Below are 15,451 nucleotides of genomic sequence, written 5' to 3' on the forward strand. Positions count from 1 at the left end.
ATTGAAAAATGTAACAAATTATTCATTGAGAAACGAAATGAAAAATATTACAAGATGGGTTTAAAAGAGAATTTACATAATTTTAAAGTTAAAAATAAAGGGAAGAAGTGGTTACCTGCTTTTTCAGCCATTCATACCTTTTTATTTTTACCTAATGAGACCACACATAATGGAACTCATATAAAAGCAGCCGACGATTTAAAACGTACCATGAATACCGTAATTATGGCTATGGTACCATGTTTAATCTTTGGTATGTTTAACGCAGGATACCAACATCACCTAGCTTTTGATGGTATTCAAGCCGTATCAGGAGGGTTTTTTAGTCCAGAATTTTGGACTTTAGACAACTTCAATGTAGGATTTTGGAAAATCATACCACTAGTACTCGTGTCTTACGGTGTTGGTTTAGGTATAGAGTTCATATTCGCAATTATTAAAGGTCATGAAGTGGAAGAAGGGTATTTAGTAACTGGTATGTTAGTACCACTTATTGTGCCTATTGATATTCCTCTATGGATGCTTGCTGTAGCCGTTATTTTTGGTGTAGTTATAGGAAAAGAAGTTTTTGGAGGAACGGGAATGAATATTCTTAATCCAGCTTTAACTATTCGTGCGTTCTTATTCTTCGCTTATCCAACATGGATGTCTGGAGATAAAGTATGGGTTGAAGGCGCCGTAGCTAGAGATCAAGCAATTGCTGCTGGTGAAAATTTAGATGCTGTTTCAGGAGAAACCATTTTAGGTACTCTAGCTCAGGGTAAAGAAGTAGCGCATTCAGCAGCCGATATGTTCCTTGGATTTATACCAGGTTCAATTGGTGAAACGTCAACTTTATTAATCCTTTTAGGTGGTTTATTCTTAATCTTCGCTAAAATTGGTAGTTGGAGAATCATGTTGTCTTCTGCTTTAGGTGCCATTGTAATGGGACTTATTTTTAACCAAATAGTTGATGCTGGTGTTATTACTGAAACCAGTAAGTTTTACGGGTTAATGAGTACACCATTCTGGCATCACTTACTTATTGGTGGTTTTGCTTTTGGTACGGTGTTTATGGCTACCGATCCTGTAACTGCAGCACAGACTAACAAAGGAAAATGGTATTACGGTTTCTTAGTAGGGTTTATCTCTATTCTAATTCGTGTATTCAATCCGGCTTACCCAGAGGGTGTGATGTTAGCAATTCTATTAATGAATGTTTTCGCACCAACAATCGATCATTACGTTGTTCAAGGTAATGTGAAGAAAAGAAAGAAACGTTTAAAAGTAAAAACGGCTTAAAAATGGAAAACAAAACGGATAAAAATTCATATACTATAATATTTGCCATTGCTATGGTAATCGTGGTTGGTGCGTTATTAGCATTTACAGCGTCTTCTTTAAAACCGAAGATTTCTGAAAACCAACGAATAGAAAAGCAACAAAATATTCTATACGCCATGGGTGTTAATGATAATGACGAATCTAGCGCAGTGTTTGTTTCTACCAATGAAGCACCTCAATTGTTTGATCAATACGTTACAAAACAGTTGGTGATTAAAAATGGTACGGCAGAAGAAAATGATGAAGCTTATTTAATAGACCTTAAAAAAGATAAAGCTGCTGCAGGAGGTGACCCTTCAAAACGTAACTTGCCTTTGTTTATCGGTGAAAAAGATGGTGTGACTCATTACATCATTCCAATTTACGGTAAAGGGTTATGGGATGCCATTTGGGCTTACGTTTCTGTTGATAAAAACATGATAATTCAAGGGGCTTATTTTGACCACAAGGGTGAAACTCCTGGTTTAGGGGCCAATATCAAGCAACGTTATTTCATGGATGACTTTATTGGAGAACATCTTTTAGGCGACAACGGAAACTTTAAAGGTGTAACTGTAGCTAAAGGAAATGCAGATCCAACAAACGAAGATAAAACAGATAACGAGGTAGATGCTATTGCAGGAGCTACAATCACAGGTGATGGTGTTACAGCCATGATCAAAAGTGATTTGAAACTTTACAAGCCTTATTTCGATAATTTAAAAAATAATTAATTTATGGGACTTTTATCAAAAAAAGACACAAAGTTAATCACAGACCCATTAGCAGATAATAACCCAATTACCATTCAGGTATTAGGGATTTGTTCAGCATTAGCAATTACAGCAGAGCTTAAAGCTTCTATTGTAATGTCTATTTCAGTATTATTCGTACTAGGGTTTGGTAATGTTATCATTTCATTAATGCGTAACATTATACCTTCTAAAATTAGAATTATAGTACAGTTAACAGTGGTTGCTGCTTTAGTAATTATTGTAGATCAAGTACTAAAAGCTTTTGCATACGAATTAAGTAAAACACTTTCTGTATTCATTGGTTTAATTATTACCAACTGTATCATTATGGGGCGTTTTGAGGCTTTTGCTTTAGCAAACGGTCCTTGGAAATCTTTCCTTGATGGTATTGGTAACTCTTTAGGATATGGTGTGATTCTTATTATAGTAGGTTTCTTTAGAGAATTATTTGGTTCTGGAACCCTTTTAGGTTTTCCTGTATTAGGTGACCCAATTGCAAAAACAGGATTGTATTCTATTGGATATGAAAATAACGGATTTATGTTATTATCACCAATGGCCTTAATCGTTGTGGGTATCATCATTTGGGTACAACGTTCAAGAAACAAAGCTTTAGTAGAAGATCATTAAAATTAGTTGGTGGTTTTTAGTTTTTGGTTAATGGCCAATAACTTCAAACCAAAATCTAAAAACTAAAAATATATGGAACATTTAGAATTATTTTTAAAATCAATATTTATAGATAACATGGTATTTGCCACGTTCTTAGGGATGTGTTCTTACCTGGCGGTATCTAAAAAAGTAAGTACTGCTGTTGGTCTTGGTGCTGCAGTGATATTCGTATTAGCCATTACAGTGCCTTTAAACTGGTTATTAGATCAGTATTTATTACAACCTGGTGCTTTAAAATGGTTGGGTGCTGAGTATGCCGATTACGATTTAAGTTTCCTATCATTTATCATGTTTATTGCAACCATTGCAACCATGGTACAATTAGTAGAAATTGTAGTTGAAAAATTTTCACCTTCATTATATAACTCACTTGGTATTTTCTTACCATTGATTGCGGTAAACTGTGCCATCTTAGGAGGGTCTTTATTCATGCAATCTCGTGAAATTCCTTCATTGGGCTTGGCAACCACTTACGGTGTAGGTTCAGGAATTGGATGGTTCTTAGCAATTCTTGCTATTGCTGCCATTCGTGAGAAAATTAGATATTCTAATGTGCCACCAGCATTAAGAGGGTTAGGGATTACATTCATTATTACAGGTTTAATGGCTATCGGCTTCATGAGTTTTGGTGGTATGTTAACCGGAGGTGATGATGAAGCTCCTAAAGAAGCAAAAACTGCTAAAGTAGAAGCTTCTAAGGCCGAATTAGAAAATAACAAGGAGATCGCTAACAACATAAAAGTAACCGAGTAATATGATTTTAGCAGCAAGTACAACAGGAACTATTGTAGTAACCGTAATAGCGTTTTTGATTATTACACTTTCGTTAGTTAGTTTACTATTATTTGTAAAACAAAAATTATCACCATCTGGACCTGTAAAGATTACCATTAATGGTGAAAAAGAAATTGAAGTAGCCTCTGGAGGAAGTTTACTTTCTACTTTAGGTAACGCCAAAATATTTTTACCTTCTGCTTGTGGTGGAGGTGGAACTTGTATTCAATGTGAGTGTCACGTATTAGAAGGTGGTGGTGAAGCACTCCCAACTGAGATTCCTCACTTTACAAGAAAAGAATTAGCTCATGGTGCACGTTTATCTTGTCAGGTGAAGGTGAAACAAGACATGAATATTACTATTCCGGAAGAGGTATTCGGAATTAAAAAATGGGAAGCAACCGTTGTTCGTAACTATAACGTAGCGTCTTTTATTAAGGAATTCGTAGTTGAAATCCCTGAAGATATGGGCTACAAAGCGGGTGGATATATTCAAATTGAAATACCACCATGTGAGGTGAAATATTCTGATATGGATATCACAGCGCACCCTGAAGAGCATGATACACCAGATAAGTTTCAAGCAGAATGGGATAAGTTTGCGCTTTGGCCATTAGTGATGAAAAATACAGAAACAGTAGAAAGAGCTTATTCTATGGCATCTTACCCAGCTGAAGGGCGTGAAATCATGTTAAACGTTCGTGTTGCTTGTCCGCCATGGGACCGTGCTAAAAACGGTTGGATGGATGTAAATCCAGGTGTAGCATCATCTTTCATTTTTAATCAAAAACCTGGAGATAAAGTAACGATTTCAGGACCTTACGGTGAATTCTTCATCAATGAGTCTGATAGTGAAATGCTTTACGTTGGAGGTGGAGCTGGTATGGCGCCAATGCGTTCACACTTATACCACTTATTCAAAACCTTAAAAACAGGTAGAAAAGTGACTTACTGGTATGGAGGACGTTCAAAACGTGAGTTGTTCTACTTAGAGCATTTCCGTGAATTGGAAGCAGAATTCCCTAACTTTAAATTCTACTTAGCGTTATCTGAACCTTTACCAGAAGATAACTGGCAAGTGAAAGAGAATATTGATGCACCAGGAGATGGTTTTGTTGGATTCATTCACAACTGTGTAATAGATAATTATTTGAGCTTACATGACGCTCCAGAAGATATAGAATTGTATTTCTGTGGACCACCATTAATGAACAATGCCGTTCAGAAAATGGGAGAAGATTTTGGTATCCCAGATGAGCATATTAGATTTGATGATTTTGGAGGATAAATTTCAGCCAAAGCATAAATCTCAAGAAGAGTATTTATTTAAGAAAAACCGATACGAAAGTGTCGGTTTTTTTATGCGATAATTTCAGAAGTTGATCTTTCAGTTTTTTCATTATTTTCAAAAAGCTTAGTATAATCCATCACATTAGGAATATGATCTAGTTTACAAAGCAAAGTCACTACAGCGTATAAGCCTTGAAACAAAATATCTTTATCAGCCGTATTGATAGGTTTTTGGTTTGAATGGTGCAATGGTGTTTTAAATCCGCAGGCCTCCAAAAACACATGTTCTATTTGTAATAATTCAATAGGCGAATAGCCGTTAAATTTACGTCCTAAAGATTGGTGTACTTTCCCAACATAATTCAAATGAAGGTCTCCATGATTGTCTGAAAGGTGTTTCCAACCATCAGTTTGGTCTAAAATATTTCCCACAGCACATTGTTTACAACATTCTGGATTAAGCTTGTTATGATGAAAGGCATTATATAATTTGTTTATAGCGGAATCAAAACGTAAACTCATGACTGTGATGTTTTTAGGTTTTAATATACTAAAAAAGTAGGAGTTATAAAAAATATGAATTTCTATCGACCTAATTTGTAGATATGATTTCACATTCAATAGGCATAGAATAGAACTTGAATTAAAATATTGTTATGTTTGTCTTTATTATATAAATTTAGAATATGAGTCAACCGCTTACCGATCAAGAATTACATAATTTGGCTATGAACCATGTTGGAAAGGATTTGGAGGAACGAGGTTTTGAGTTTATCGCTATTAATAGTAAACTGAAAAAACACCCACAATTTGTCTGTTTGGATAAAAATAAGCAGTACTTTTTTGTGATTGTTAGAGCAGTTATCTTACCTGAAAACCCGAATAATTACGATGTGGTATGGATGGAGTCTTTCAAAAACCACGCTAGAGAGCATGATGCGAAAGTGCTTTATGCAGGCGTTGGCATAGGTAGTTTAAAAGGAGAGAAACAACCCATTTACCTGAACACCGATTACTTATTGGAGTATAATGGTATTCAATTTTTAGAAACGAATTTAAACTAAACCCACGAAATAGATATGAAGCAAATAACCTTTATAATAGCACTTCTAGCTTTGGTTTCGTGTAAAAAGGAAATTCAAAATACGAAGTTAGTAGGTGATGTTTTTGGTACTACCTATGCGGTTACCTATAATTCTGATGTCAATTATACACCGCAGTTTGATAGTTTATTTGTAGTCATTAATAATTCGATGTCCACTTATCAAGATAATTCAATCATTTCAAGACTCAATGAAAATGAAATTGTTGAAGTCGATGATCATTTTATAACTGTATATAAAGCTTCTAAAGCTATTTGTGAAGAAACCGATGGTGCATTTGATCCTACCATTGGAGCGGTTGTAAACGCTTGGGATTTCGGGCCTAAAGGTGAAATAGAAGAGCTAGATACGCTTTCAATCGATTGGTTGATGCGTTCTGTGGGGTTAAAGCAAGTCTCACTAATCGATAATAAAATCATTAAGCCAAAGGGTACTTTTTTAGATTTTAATGCCATTGCAAAAGGCTACGGGGTAGATGTGATTGGTGAATACTTAGAATCACAGAATATCAATGATTATTTAGTGGAAATTGGTGGTGAAATTAGAACAAGAGGTATCAATGCAGAAAAACAGAAACCTTGGAAGGTCGGTATTGAAAGTCCGAATTTTGAAGGAGAACACGATATTTTAGATGTTGTTATACTAAAGGATGAAGCTATGGCCACATCAGGAACCTACCGCAAGTTTAAAATAGACAAAGACGGTAAACGTTATGCTCATATCATTGACCCGAAAACGGGCTTCCCTAGTAAAACGAATTTATTGAGTATCTCTGTGATTCATGAAAACTGTATGACTGCCGATGCCTACGCGACAGCTTTTAAAGCCATGGGGCTAGAAAAAGTTAAAACCTTTGCAAAAGACCACCCTGAATTGAAGGTGTATTTGATTTTTGAAAACGATAATCAAGAGCTTGAAACATTAGCGCTTAATGGCTTTCCTGAGAATTAAACGTTTTTCAACCCTTCATAAACCACAATACTAACGGCATTGGCTAAGTTTAAACTTCGTACATGCTCGCTATAAAGGGGGATCTTATAAAGTTTGTCAGCATGTTTGTTTACGATTTCTGGAGCTAAACCCACAGATTCCTTTCCGAAGATTAAAAACAAATCATCTTCAAAAGGAATATCCCAATGGTTTTTACTGCCTTTACTCGATAAAAAAGCCATGTTTTTATCTTTGTTGATTTTGAAAAACTCATCAACATTGTCGTAATAAGTTACCGAAAGGTGCTGCCAATAGTCCAATCCAGCACGTTTTAAACGGGAATCATCAATTTCAAAGCCAAAAGGCTTTACCAAATGCAAGTGAGACCCTGAACCAAGAGCTAAACGGCCAATGTTTCCGGTGTTGTTAGGAATTTCAGGCTCAATCAATACAATGTTTAAAGGCATATTTATTGAATTACAAGTTTTTGATGCCCAACTTTAGCCTGTTCTTTATAGAATAAGATGTAGTAACTACCACTGTGTAATGCTGAAGTATCTAATTGTTTGCCTTCTGAATTTAGCAGTACAGGTTGCCCTAAAGCATTATAAACAGAAAAGCTATCGTAGCTGTTATTTGTTTTTTCGGTAAAATATACAAGCCCTTGACTTGGGTTAGGGTGTATGCTTATCGCATCACTTTTTTTTTCTAAACGATCAGTAGATAGTGTTTGAAGTTCTTCAATACTGAAATATTCAAAAGCTACGATTTCATCTTTTAAATCTGATGATGAATTTAAACTTCTGTAAATGCCCCATTTCGGACGTACAATAGTTGCTCCAGGTCGCCAATTAATGATGTTATCATCGCTGTAACTAAACAACTCTGTGTTGTCGCTGATTCTGGTAAGCACAATAGAATAAGTTCCTGTTGTGCTGTATGTAATGGTTTCTGTAGCTTCAACCCAAGTGCCTTTAAAAGGAGTTAAGTCCGTTTTTTTAAGTGTGGTTTGACTATTGGTTTCGGCATAACGTAATTCAAGCTGGTCTGGTGACCCCTTTCTAGTGGTTAGCGTATACATTGGCATACTTTCTAAACTGCCTCCAACCGATTTGATTTGATGTATATGTGTGAAGCTCGAAGATGATTGAAAGTCATCACTCAATCTAAAACGCCACTTATAACGAACAATTTCATTTTCTGTTGCTACTAGATTATCTGGAGACTGATCGTAGGTTTTAATTTCATTACGCTGACGGTCAAAATTTTTACAACGGTCATTATCTTCATTAACATGCATGTGAAACTGAAAAACATAAGCTTGTAATTCGTTATCATAAACTTCATCAATATGATCCCCAAAATCAGGGTGTGCACAATCTGGTGTTTCAATAGGATTGTAACCAGGAGCAAGTACATTGGTAATTAAATCATAAGTGCCACCTGGGCCATCAGCCTCAAGTACGACTTGAGCGTCTGTAAATTGCGTTGCAATTAATAAAATGATAAAAAATAGAGTAGTTTGCTTCATGATTTTTTTTATAACTGTTTATGCTAATTTATGTGATTTAGAGCCTTAAAAAAATGTGTTTTCAATTAAATTTTTTAATAATTATGCTTTCTTCGTTTTTACACGATTTACTACGGGTTTCATGATAATTCTTAAAGTACTGTCATTATTAAAATAACTAATCATCCAGTTCATAAAGATAAGTAGTTTGTTTTTGATACTTAAAATGAGCATGAGGTGAATAAACATCCAAGTAAACCAAGCCATTTTTCCTTGGAAACTGAATTTAGGCATATCAACCACAGCCTTTCGTTTTCCAATGGTAGCCATCGAACCTTTTTCTACGTACTTAAACGGTTTTAAGGCTTTCTTCTCGGTTTTTCTTTTGAAGTTTTTCGCTAGTAGAGCGGCTTGTTGAAGAGCTACACTAGCAACTTGTGGATGCCCCTGAGGAAAATTTTTAGTTTCCATATAAGCAATATCACCCAAGGCATAAACTTGATCTAGACCTTTTACCTCGTTAACTTCATCTACAATAAGACGATTGCCTCTCGCAATGGTGTCTTCTTTAAAGCCATCTACTTTGTTGCCAATAACCCCAGCAGCCCAAATTACATTTTTAGAATTAATTTTCTCGCCTGAGTTTAGAGTAACCACTTCGCTGTCGTAGTCTTTTACGAAAGTATTGGTTTTTACTACGACACCTAGGTCTTCTAAATATTTTTGTGACATTTTTTGAGACCCCTTACTCATAGGGCTCAACGTATTAGGGGAGCCTTCTAAAAGGTATATTTGTAATTTAGAAAAGTCTTTGTCTGGGTAGTCTTTAGGAAGAATATGTTGCTTCATTTCGGCTAAAGCCCCAGCTAATTCTACACCTGTTGGCCCTCCACCAACAATAACGAAGTTTAATAAAGCTTGAAGCTCATCTTGATCGGTAGTGTTTAGTGCGTTTTCAAAGGTTTGTAGAATACGATTCCTAAGCTGGATGGCCTCAGGAATGGTTTTCATCGGGTAGGCGTAATCCTTGAGATTCTGATTACCAAAATAATTGGTAGTACAACCAATAGACATCACCAAATGATCATAATCAAAATCACCAATAGTTGTGGTGATATTTTTTTGCTCATAGTCAATGCCTTTAACTTCAGCGATACGTATTTTTACGTTTTTGGCCTTTTGAAATACCTTCCTTAGCGGAAAAGAGATACTCGCAGGCTCTAATCGAGCTGAAGCCACTTGATACATTAAAGGTTGAAACTGGTGGTAGTTTTGTTTGTCAATTAAATAAATCTGGTAATAGGGATTGTTCATGAGGTCTTGGGCTAAACGTAAGCCTGCAAATCCTGCACCTACTATAATAATTCTTTCCATGTGTGGTAGTTGTTTAGAAAATTTAGAAAATTAGATCTTTATTTAATCTGTTTAGCTGTAGGTTAAAAATGTAAATAAGAAGTGTGGTAAGGCTTCTTTTAGTATAATACTATATTTTTTGAGTTTTAAAGATTTTATGCAAAAAAACCTACTCGATTAAGAGTAGGTTTTTTTCGTGTTTTATGCTTCCAGTTGCGGTTTTCCTATGTCATTAATTTCTTCTTCGTTTAGAGCCTTAGGGTCTGAACCATATTGGTTTGATCCTCGGTCTCCTTCTGTAACCGATAGTACAAAAAGCCAAATTGGTCCAACAAAAGGTATAAGCCCTATTAAAATGAACCATCCACTTTTATTAACATCATGTAATCTTCTAACATTTAAAGCTAAAGAAGGTACAATAGTTGCTAGAAGGTAAATGTAAACTAGAAAGATAACGAAAGGACTGTCTATTGCGTAAGCTAGAATACCTAGGATCGCAAGACCGCCATAGGTGATTATTAAATGAAAAAGCGTAAACATCCAATATTCTTTTCTTCTGGCTCTTCCATTGAAGTCAGCATATTGGTTTAATACTTTTAGGTACCAATTCATAATTTTTGATTTTTGGGGTTAGTTGGTTAATAAATACAAATATATTTAATTCAAAATAGTTTTTACGAAACTATCAATCGATTTGCTACCTTCTTGAGTAACATGTTTAACAAAAGCACTTCCAATAATAGCGCCTTTAGCGTATTGCGTCGCTTGAGTAAAGGTTTCGTTATCACTAATGCCGAAGCCAATAATTTGAGGGTTGATAAGTTTCATATCGGCAATACGTTTAAAATAATTGGTTTGCTCATCGCCAAAACCAGTTTGTGAACCTGTTGTACTGGCACTACTTACCATGTATATAAATCCGTTTGAAATCGAATCGATATAACGAATACGTTCATCACTGGTTTGTGGGGTGATTAAAAAGATATTTCTTAGTCTGTATTGCTCAAAAATAGCTTGGTATTGTTCATGATATACATCAACAGGTAAATCAGGAATGATTAATCCATCAATGCCTATTTCTTGACATTTTTTACAGAAGGCTTCCACGCCATATTGAAACATCGGGTTAAAATAGCCCATGATAATTAATGGAATATTTACCGATTTACGGATCTCTTTTAGTTGATCGAAAAGCACTTCAGTAGTCATACCATTTTTTAAAGCTTGAGTTGAACTCGCTTGAATGGTAGGGCCGTCAGCTAAAGGGTCGCTAAACGGTAAACCAATTTCAATCATGTCTACACCGTTTTTTTCTAAATCTTGAATGATAGAAACGGTATCGTCTATGTTAGGGTAGCCCGCCGTGAAATATATAGATAGTAGCTTTTTATCTTCGCTTAGTTTTTTATTTATTCTGTTCATTGTTAATCTTTGTTGTGTGATGCTGAAACAAGTTCAGCATGACGCTCGTTTATTTTCGTCAACCTGAACTGGTTTCAGGTTCTCATGATGTGTTTTATTTTATGTGATACTGAAACTAAATTCAATATGACGTTATTTTCCGCGTTAGGGATTGAGGCATTGTTGGAGCTCTTTTTTGTTTTTCTCAAAAAAAGCGACTGCCAAAAGCCCGACCCTTGTGGTAACGCCCTATATATTAAAATACTCAATATAATTCTGTAAATCCTTATCGCCACGACCTGATAAACTCACCACAACCACATCGGTTGGTTTAAATGTTTTTTCCTCAAAAATAGCTAGGGCATGGGAGCTTTCTATAGCTGGAATGATACCTTCTAGCTTGCATAAGTCTAATCCTGCTTTCATGGCTTGATCGTCTGTCATCGCCATGAATTCGGCACGTCCCGATTTACATAAATGGGCATGCATAGGGCCAACCCCAGGGTAATCTAAGCCTGCCGAAATAGAATAGGGCTCGGTTATTTGTCCGTCCTTAGTTTGCATCAACAAGGTTTTACAACCGTGGATGATACCTTCTTTTCCTAAAATAGAAGTTGCGGCACTTTCGCCTGAATCTACGCCGTGTCCGGCCGCTTCAACAGCGATAATATTCACATCTTTTTCATGTAAATAATGGTAATAAGTTCCTGCAGCATTACTGCCGCCACCAATACAAGCGACTACATAATCAGGGTTTTCACGACCTTCTTGTTCTTTAAGTTGCCATTTAATTTCTTCAGAAATCACCGCCTGAAATCGAGTCACCATATCAGGGTAGGGGTGTGGCCCAATAGCCGATCCAATAATGTAATGGGTGTTTACGGGATTACTAATCCAATCGCGAATAGCCTCATTGGTAGCGTCTTTTAAAGTGCGACTTCCTGATTTTGCAGGGACAACCGTTGCGCCTAACATTTTCATGCGGGCTACGTTTGGTGCTTGTCTGGCAATGTCAATTTCGCCCATGTAAACAATACACTCAAGCCCCATAAGTGCACAAACTGTTGCTGTGGCCACACCGTGTTGTCCGGCGCCAGTTTCGGCAATAATACGGGTTTTACCTAAGCGCTTAGCCATTAAAATCTGACCAATCGTGTTGTTGATTTTGTGAGCACCTGTGTGATTTAAATCCTCACGCTTTAAATATATTTTGGTGTTGTATTTTTCTGAAAGACGCTTTGCAAAATACAATGGTGATGGGCGCCCAACATAATCTTTTAAAAGCTTATCGAATTCTGCTTTAAAATCAGGTTCGGTCATCACTTTTAAATAGTTTTGGCGTAACTCTTCTACGTTAGGGTATAACATTTCTGGAATGTATGCACCACCAAATTCGCCGTAGTATCCTTTGTCGTTTACGTTATAATTCATGAACTTTTATTTTCGTTGTTCGTAAAAACCTGTTGTTTAAATTCTTTTAGTAATTCTATATTTTTTAATCCGGGTTTAATCTCAAATTTACTATTCACATCCAGAGCATAGCAATGTTTTGAAGCCTTACTGTTTTGAAATTTATTGATATCTGAAATTTCGTCTACGCCAATGCCACCACTTAAAAAGAATGGTTTTTCCGAAGGGTATTCGTTTAAAACATTCCAATCGAAAGTATAGCCGTTACCGCCAGGGAGTTTGCCTTTGGTATCGAATAGAAAATAATCACAAACGTCTTCGTAAGGTTTTAAAACTTCAAAATTGAAGCTGTCTTTTATAGAGAACACTTTAATGACATCTATTTTAAGTAGCTCATCGTTGGTTTCTGAAAAGAACTGGGTGTGCTTTAAAGCATCACAGTATTCAGGTGATTCGTGACCGTGCAATTGAATGGCTTGCAGCTGAAGCGTATTCACTTTTTCAATCACAAAATTGATTTCAGCATCAACAAACACACCAACTTTTTTTATTGAAGACGGTATTTCGGGAATGTGGTTGGTTCCAAAATCTCTTTCGGATTTTTCAAAAAATATAAATCCGAGATAATCGGGTTGCAAGCTTGCAACAGCTTCAATATTATCTTCGAATTTCATACCGCAGACCTTGAGGAGAAACCCCTCCCTAGCCCTCCCCGAAGGGGCGGGAACCGATTGCGAAATATTTTTGTTCTTATTCATTAGTATTATCGTTTGAGTAAGCGTCCTCCTCCCATGGAGGAGTTAGAGGAGGCTTCTACAGTAAGCTTTTTATAAATGAAGTTGCACTGGCACCAGGATTATCGGTTTTCATGAAATTTTCTCCAATTAAAAAGCCTTTATATCCATAAGGTTGTAATTCTTTAATGGCTTCAATATTACTGATGCCACTTTCTGAAACTTTTACAAAATCATCAGGAATTAATGTGCTTAAGGTTTTGCTGGTATCTAGGCTAACATCAAATGTTTTTAAATTTCTATTATTCACCCCTAACATGTCTAAACTTGGCATAACGGATTTATGAAGCTCCTCTTCATTATGAACTTCAAGAAGTACATCTAAGTTTAGGCTTTTGGCAAATTCTGAATATTTTTTTATCTCATCACGGGTTAAAATTGCTGCAATTAAAAGAATAACATCAGCACCATAAGCTTTAGCTTCTAGTAATTGATATTCGTCTATTATGAATTCTTTACGTAATAACGGAAGCTTACAACTGGCTCGAGCTGTTAGTAAATCGTCTAAAGACCCACCAAAATATTTGCCATCTGTTAAAACGGACATGCCACAAACTCCGGCGTCTTCATAGCCTTTTGCTACATCTTGAACGTTTAAGGTATTGTTGATGACCGATTTTGAAGGTGAACGACGCTTGTGTTCAGCAATAATACCCGATGGACTTTGTCTTAGGTTGTTTGCTAAAGACACGGTTGGTCTTTCAAATAAAACCGATTGTTCTAATTGTGATACAGGGATTAAACTTTTACGAAGTGCGACTTCGTTACGTTTATCTAATGTGATTTTATCTAATATGTTCATTTTATTATTTATTTCTGTTCATTTTGTCTTGATACAAAACGAACCAAAAAATCAAATCAATCTGAGGAAATTCCTTCGGAACATTCACTCTCGGAATTTCGTGCTTGAAGCTCCGCTTCGCAACTACATTCCTTCATTCATTATTTCTGCAGATTGTCTTTTCGACTGTGTCGAAATTTGGGTGTTGATTTTCTGCAATATTATATTCTTTTATGTCATTATTGTCAGTAAGCAACTGAAACTGAATACTGCTACTGCTACTGAAAACTTTTTACTTGCTCAACGCAATCAATTTATCTAAACTCGTTTTTGCTTTTCCTGAAAACAAAGATTCTTTTGCCAATTCAAATCCTTCTTGATGTGAAATTTGATTGGTCGTAGCGATAGCCAAACCGGCATTTGCACACACTACGTTGTGCTGCGCTTCGGTACCTTTGCCGTTTATCACTTTTACAAATATTTTAGCAGATTCTTCTACAGTACTTCCGCCAAAAATAGCTTCTTGTTTTATCGTAGAAAGTCCTAAATTCTCTGGTGTGAATAAAGTTTCAGCTTGGTTTGAAATGATTTTTGCTTTACCTGTTAGGGAAATTTCATCGTAACCATCTAAAGCATGAACGATGCTATAATTTTTATCGGTTTGTTGATATAAATAGCCGTATAAACGTTGTAATTCTAAATTGAAAACACCAACCATTTGATTTTTAGGAAACGCCGGGTTCACCATTGGGCCTAACATATTAAAGAAGGTTTTTACACCTAATTCTTTACGAATCGGACCAACTTCTTTCATAGCTGGATGAAACAATGGGGCATGTAAAACACAAATACCTGTTTGATCAATAGACCGCTTAAGGAAATCAATATCGTTTGAAAACTTAATGCCTAAATATTCCATGACATTCGATGAGCCACAAGATGAAGACACACCATAGTTTCCATGTTTTGTGACATTCACGCCTGCACCAGCCGTAATGAATGACGCTAGCGTTGAAATATTGAAAGTATCTTTACCATCACCGCCAGTACCACAAAGGTCAATAGGATTAAAGTCGTTTAAATCTACTGCTATACATAAATCGAGAAGGGCATTTCTAAATCCGCTTAACTCCTCTAAAGTTATACTTCGCATCATATAAACCGAAAGAAAACAAACCATCTGGCTTTGATTATACATCCCTTTTGAGATGTTCATCAAAACTTCTTTGGCTTCGTCGCTAGAAAGCGTTTCGTGGTTTAATAATCTGTTTAATATGTCTTTCATTACTTTTTATTTTTACTTAGTTTTTGGTTGCTAACTATGGCTTTTTTATTTTAACCATTAACCATTAACCATTAACCATTAACCATTAACC

General features: G+C 35.9%; 17 protein-coding genes. 7 read left to right on the forward strand and 10 right to left on the reverse strand.

Annotation, left to right across the window (positions count from 1 at the left end; all coding sequences use genetic code 11):
* Positions 1-54: 54 nt before the first annotated feature.
* From F6U93_RS04710 to nqrF, 5 genes are all read left to right on the forward strand, one after another.
* Positions 55-1,281: an NADH:ubiquinone reductase (Na(+)-transporting) subunit B gene (locus F6U93_RS04710; RefSeq protein ID WP_150937334.1), complete on the forward strand. Its 1,227-nt coding sequence runs from the start codon at positions 55-57 to the stop codon at positions 1,279-1,281.
* Between the two features lie 2 nt (positions 1,282-1,283).
* On the forward strand, positions 1,284-2,036 hold the full coding sequence (locus F6U93_RS04715; RefSeq protein ID WP_150937336.1) for a Na(+)-translocating NADH-quinone reductase subunit C: 753 nt from the start codon (positions 1,284-1,286) through the stop codon (positions 2,034-2,036).
* A gap of 3 nt (positions 2,037-2,039) precedes the next feature.
* Entirely contained in the window at positions 2,040-2,687 is a 648-nt protein-coding gene (locus F6U93_RS04720; protein ID WP_150937338.1) for an NADH:ubiquinone reductase (Na(+)-transporting) subunit D, read from the forward strand.
* 72 nt (positions 2,688-2,759) lie between these two features.
* Complete coding sequence (gene nqrE / locus F6U93_RS04725) at positions 2,760-3,482, forward strand: NADH:ubiquinone reductase (Na(+)-transporting) subunit E (RefSeq protein WP_150937340.1); 723 nt, start codon at positions 2,760-2,762, stop codon at positions 3,480-3,482.
* A 1-nt stretch (position 3,483) separates the two neighbouring features.
* Positions 3,484-4,791 carry an NADH:ubiquinone reductase (Na(+)-transporting) subunit F gene (gene nqrF / locus F6U93_RS04730; protein WP_150937342.1) on the forward strand — a complete coding sequence of 436 codons (1,308 nt, stop codon included), beginning with the start codon at positions 3,484-3,486 and terminating at the stop codon, positions 4,789-4,791.
* A 71-nt stretch (positions 4,792-4,862) separates the two neighbouring features.
* On the opposite strand, the gene F6U93_RS04735 is transcribed toward nqrF, so the two are convergent.
* Positions 4,863-5,315, reverse strand: a complete 453-nt coding sequence (locus F6U93_RS04735) for a Na(+)-translocating NADH-quinone reductase subunit F (RefSeq protein WP_150937344.1) — start codon at positions 5,313-5,315, stop codon at positions 4,863-4,865.
* 164 nt (positions 5,316-5,479) lie between these two features.
* Here F6U93_RS04735 and F6U93_RS04740 point away from each other — a divergent pair, with 164 nt between their 5' ends.
* Both F6U93_RS04740 and F6U93_RS04745 read left to right on the forward strand, forming a co-directional pair.
* Positions 5,480-5,857: a Na(+)-translocating NADH-quinone reductase subunit F gene (locus tag F6U93_RS04740; protein ID WP_150937347.1), complete on the forward strand. Its 378-nt coding sequence runs from the start codon at positions 5,480-5,482 to the stop codon at positions 5,855-5,857.
* Between the two features lie 15 nt (positions 5,858-5,872).
* The gene (locus tag F6U93_RS04745; protein ID WP_150937349.1) at positions 5,873-6,847 is read left to right on the forward strand and encodes an FAD:protein FMN transferase; all 975 of its coding nucleotides are present in this window, start codon (positions 5,873-5,875) and stop codon (positions 6,845-6,847) included.
* Here the strand turns inward: F6U93_RS04745 and F6U93_RS04750 are convergent.
* From F6U93_RS04750 to trpD, 9 genes are all read right to left on the reverse strand, one after another.
* A complete protein-coding gene (locus F6U93_RS04750; RefSeq protein WP_150937351.1) occupies positions 6,844-7,293 on the reverse strand; it encodes a tRNA (cytidine(34)-2'-O)-methyltransferase in 450 nt (149 codons plus the stop codon). The two genes, F6U93_RS04745 and F6U93_RS04750, sit on opposite strands and share 4 nt — an antisense overlap.
* Before the next feature lie 2 nt (positions 7,294-7,295).
* Positions 7,296-8,357, reverse strand: a complete 1,062-nt coding sequence (locus F6U93_RS04755; protein ID WP_150937353.1) for a T9SS type A sorting domain-containing protein — start codon at positions 8,355-8,357, stop codon at positions 7,296-7,298.
* An 81-nt stretch (positions 8,358-8,438) separates the two neighbouring features.
* Positions 8,439-9,710, reverse strand: a complete 1,272-nt coding sequence (locus tag F6U93_RS04760) for an NAD(P)/FAD-dependent oxidoreductase (protein WP_150937355.1) — start codon at positions 9,708-9,710, stop codon at positions 8,439-8,441.
* 180 nt (positions 9,711-9,890) lie between these two features.
* Positions 9,891-10,301 (reverse strand): DUF805 domain-containing protein, encoded by a 411-nt coding sequence (locus F6U93_RS04765; RefSeq protein ID WP_150937357.1) that lies wholly within the window; start codon positions 10,299-10,301, stop codon positions 9,891-9,893.
* A 45-nt stretch (positions 10,302-10,346) separates the two neighbouring features.
* The gene (trpA, locus tag F6U93_RS04770) at positions 10,347-11,111 is read right to left on the reverse strand and encodes a tryptophan synthase subunit alpha (protein ID WP_150937359.1); all 765 of its coding nucleotides are present in this window, start codon (positions 11,109-11,111) and stop codon (positions 10,347-10,349) included.
* A gap of 228 nt (positions 11,112-11,339) precedes the next feature.
* Positions 11,340-12,521: a tryptophan synthase subunit beta gene (trpB, locus tag F6U93_RS04775; protein ID WP_150937361.1), complete on the reverse strand. Its 1,182-nt coding sequence runs from the start codon at positions 12,519-12,521 to the stop codon at positions 11,340-11,342.
* Positions 12,518-13,174 (reverse strand): phosphoribosylanthranilate isomerase, encoded by a 657-nt coding sequence (locus F6U93_RS04780; protein WP_150937611.1) that lies wholly within the window; start codon positions 13,172-13,174, stop codon positions 12,518-12,520. Before F6U93_RS04780 ends, trpB begins: the two co-directional genes overlap by 4 nt.
* 139 nt (positions 13,175-13,313) lie before the next feature.
* The gene (trpC, locus tag F6U93_RS04785) at positions 13,314-14,096 is read right to left on the reverse strand and encodes an indole-3-glycerol phosphate synthase TrpC (RefSeq protein ID WP_150937363.1); all 783 of its coding nucleotides are present in this window, start codon (positions 14,094-14,096) and stop codon (positions 13,314-13,316) included.
* A 271-nt stretch (positions 14,097-14,367) separates the two neighbouring features.
* Positions 14,368-15,360 (reverse strand): anthranilate phosphoribosyltransferase, encoded by a 993-nt coding sequence (gene trpD / locus F6U93_RS04790; protein WP_150937365.1) that lies wholly within the window; start codon positions 15,358-15,360, stop codon positions 14,368-14,370.
* Positions 15,361-15,451: the final 91 nt, after the last annotated feature.

Source organism: Pseudotamlana haliotis, from assembly GCF_008806375.1.
GTDB classification, from domain to species: Bacteria; Bacteroidota; Bacteroidia; order Flavobacteriales; family Flavobacteriaceae; genus Pseudotamlana; species Pseudotamlana haliotis.

What these genes read in the sequence shown, in the direction of transcription:
- F6U93_RS04710 (WP_150937334.1), top strand. Translation starts at nt 55, where the DNA reads ATGGGTTTAAAAGAGAATTTACATAATTTTAAAGTTAAAAATAAAGGG.
- F6U93_RS04715 (WP_150937336.1), top strand. Translation starts at nt 1,284, where the DNA reads ATGGAAAACAAAACGGATAAAAATTCATATACTATAATATTTGCCATT.
- F6U93_RS04720 (WP_150937338.1), top strand. Translation starts at nt 2,040, where the DNA reads ATGGGACTTTTATCAAAAAAAGACACAAAGTTAATCACAGACCCATTA.
- nqrE (WP_150937340.1), top strand. Translation starts at nt 2,760, where the DNA reads ATGGAACATTTAGAATTATTTTTAAAATCAATATTTATAGATAACATG.
- nqrF (WP_150937342.1), top strand. Translation starts at nt 3,484, where the DNA reads ATGATTTTAGCAGCAAGTACAACAGGAACTATTGTAGTAACCGTAATA.
- F6U93_RS04735 (WP_150937344.1), bottom strand. Translation starts at nt 5,315, where the DNA reads ATGAGTTTACGTTTTGATTCCGCTATAAACAAATTATATAATGCCTTT.
- F6U93_RS04740 (WP_150937347.1), top strand. Translation starts at nt 5,480, where the DNA reads ATGAGTCAACCGCTTACCGATCAAGAATTACATAATTTGGCTATGAAC.
- F6U93_RS04745 (WP_150937349.1), top strand. Translation starts at nt 5,873, where the DNA reads ATGAAGCAAATAACCTTTATAATAGCACTTCTAGCTTTGGTTTCGTGT.
- F6U93_RS04750 (WP_150937351.1), bottom strand. Translation starts at nt 7,293, where the DNA reads ATGCCTTTAAACATTGTATTGATTGAGCCTGAAATTCCTAACAACACC.
- F6U93_RS04755 (WP_150937353.1), bottom strand. Translation starts at nt 8,357, where the DNA reads ATGAAGCAAACTACTCTATTTTTTATCATTTTATTAATTGCAACGCAA.
- F6U93_RS04760 (WP_150937355.1), bottom strand. Translation starts at nt 9,710, where the DNA reads ATGGAAAGAATTATTATAGTAGGTGCAGGATTTGCAGGCTTACGTTTA.
- F6U93_RS04765 (WP_150937357.1), bottom strand. Translation starts at nt 10,301, where the DNA reads ATGAATTGGTACCTAAAAGTATTAAACCAATATGCTGACTTCAATGGA.
- trpA (WP_150937359.1), bottom strand. Translation starts at nt 11,111, where the DNA reads ATGAACAGAATAAATAAAAAACTAAGCGAAGATAAAAAGCTACTATCT.
- trpB (WP_150937361.1), bottom strand. Translation starts at nt 12,521, where the DNA reads ATGAATTATAACGTAAACGACAAAGGATACTACGGCGAATTTGGTGGT.
- F6U93_RS04780 (WP_150937611.1), bottom strand. Translation starts at nt 13,174, where the DNA reads ATGAAATTCGAAGATAATATTGAAGCTGTTGCAAGCTTGCAACCCGAT.
- trpC (WP_150937363.1), bottom strand. Translation starts at nt 14,096, where the DNA reads ATGAACATATTAGATAAAATCACATTAGATAAACGTAACGAAGTCGCA.
- trpD (WP_150937365.1), bottom strand. Translation starts at nt 15,360, where the DNA reads ATGAAAGACATATTAAACAGATTATTAAACCACGAAACGCTTTCTAGC.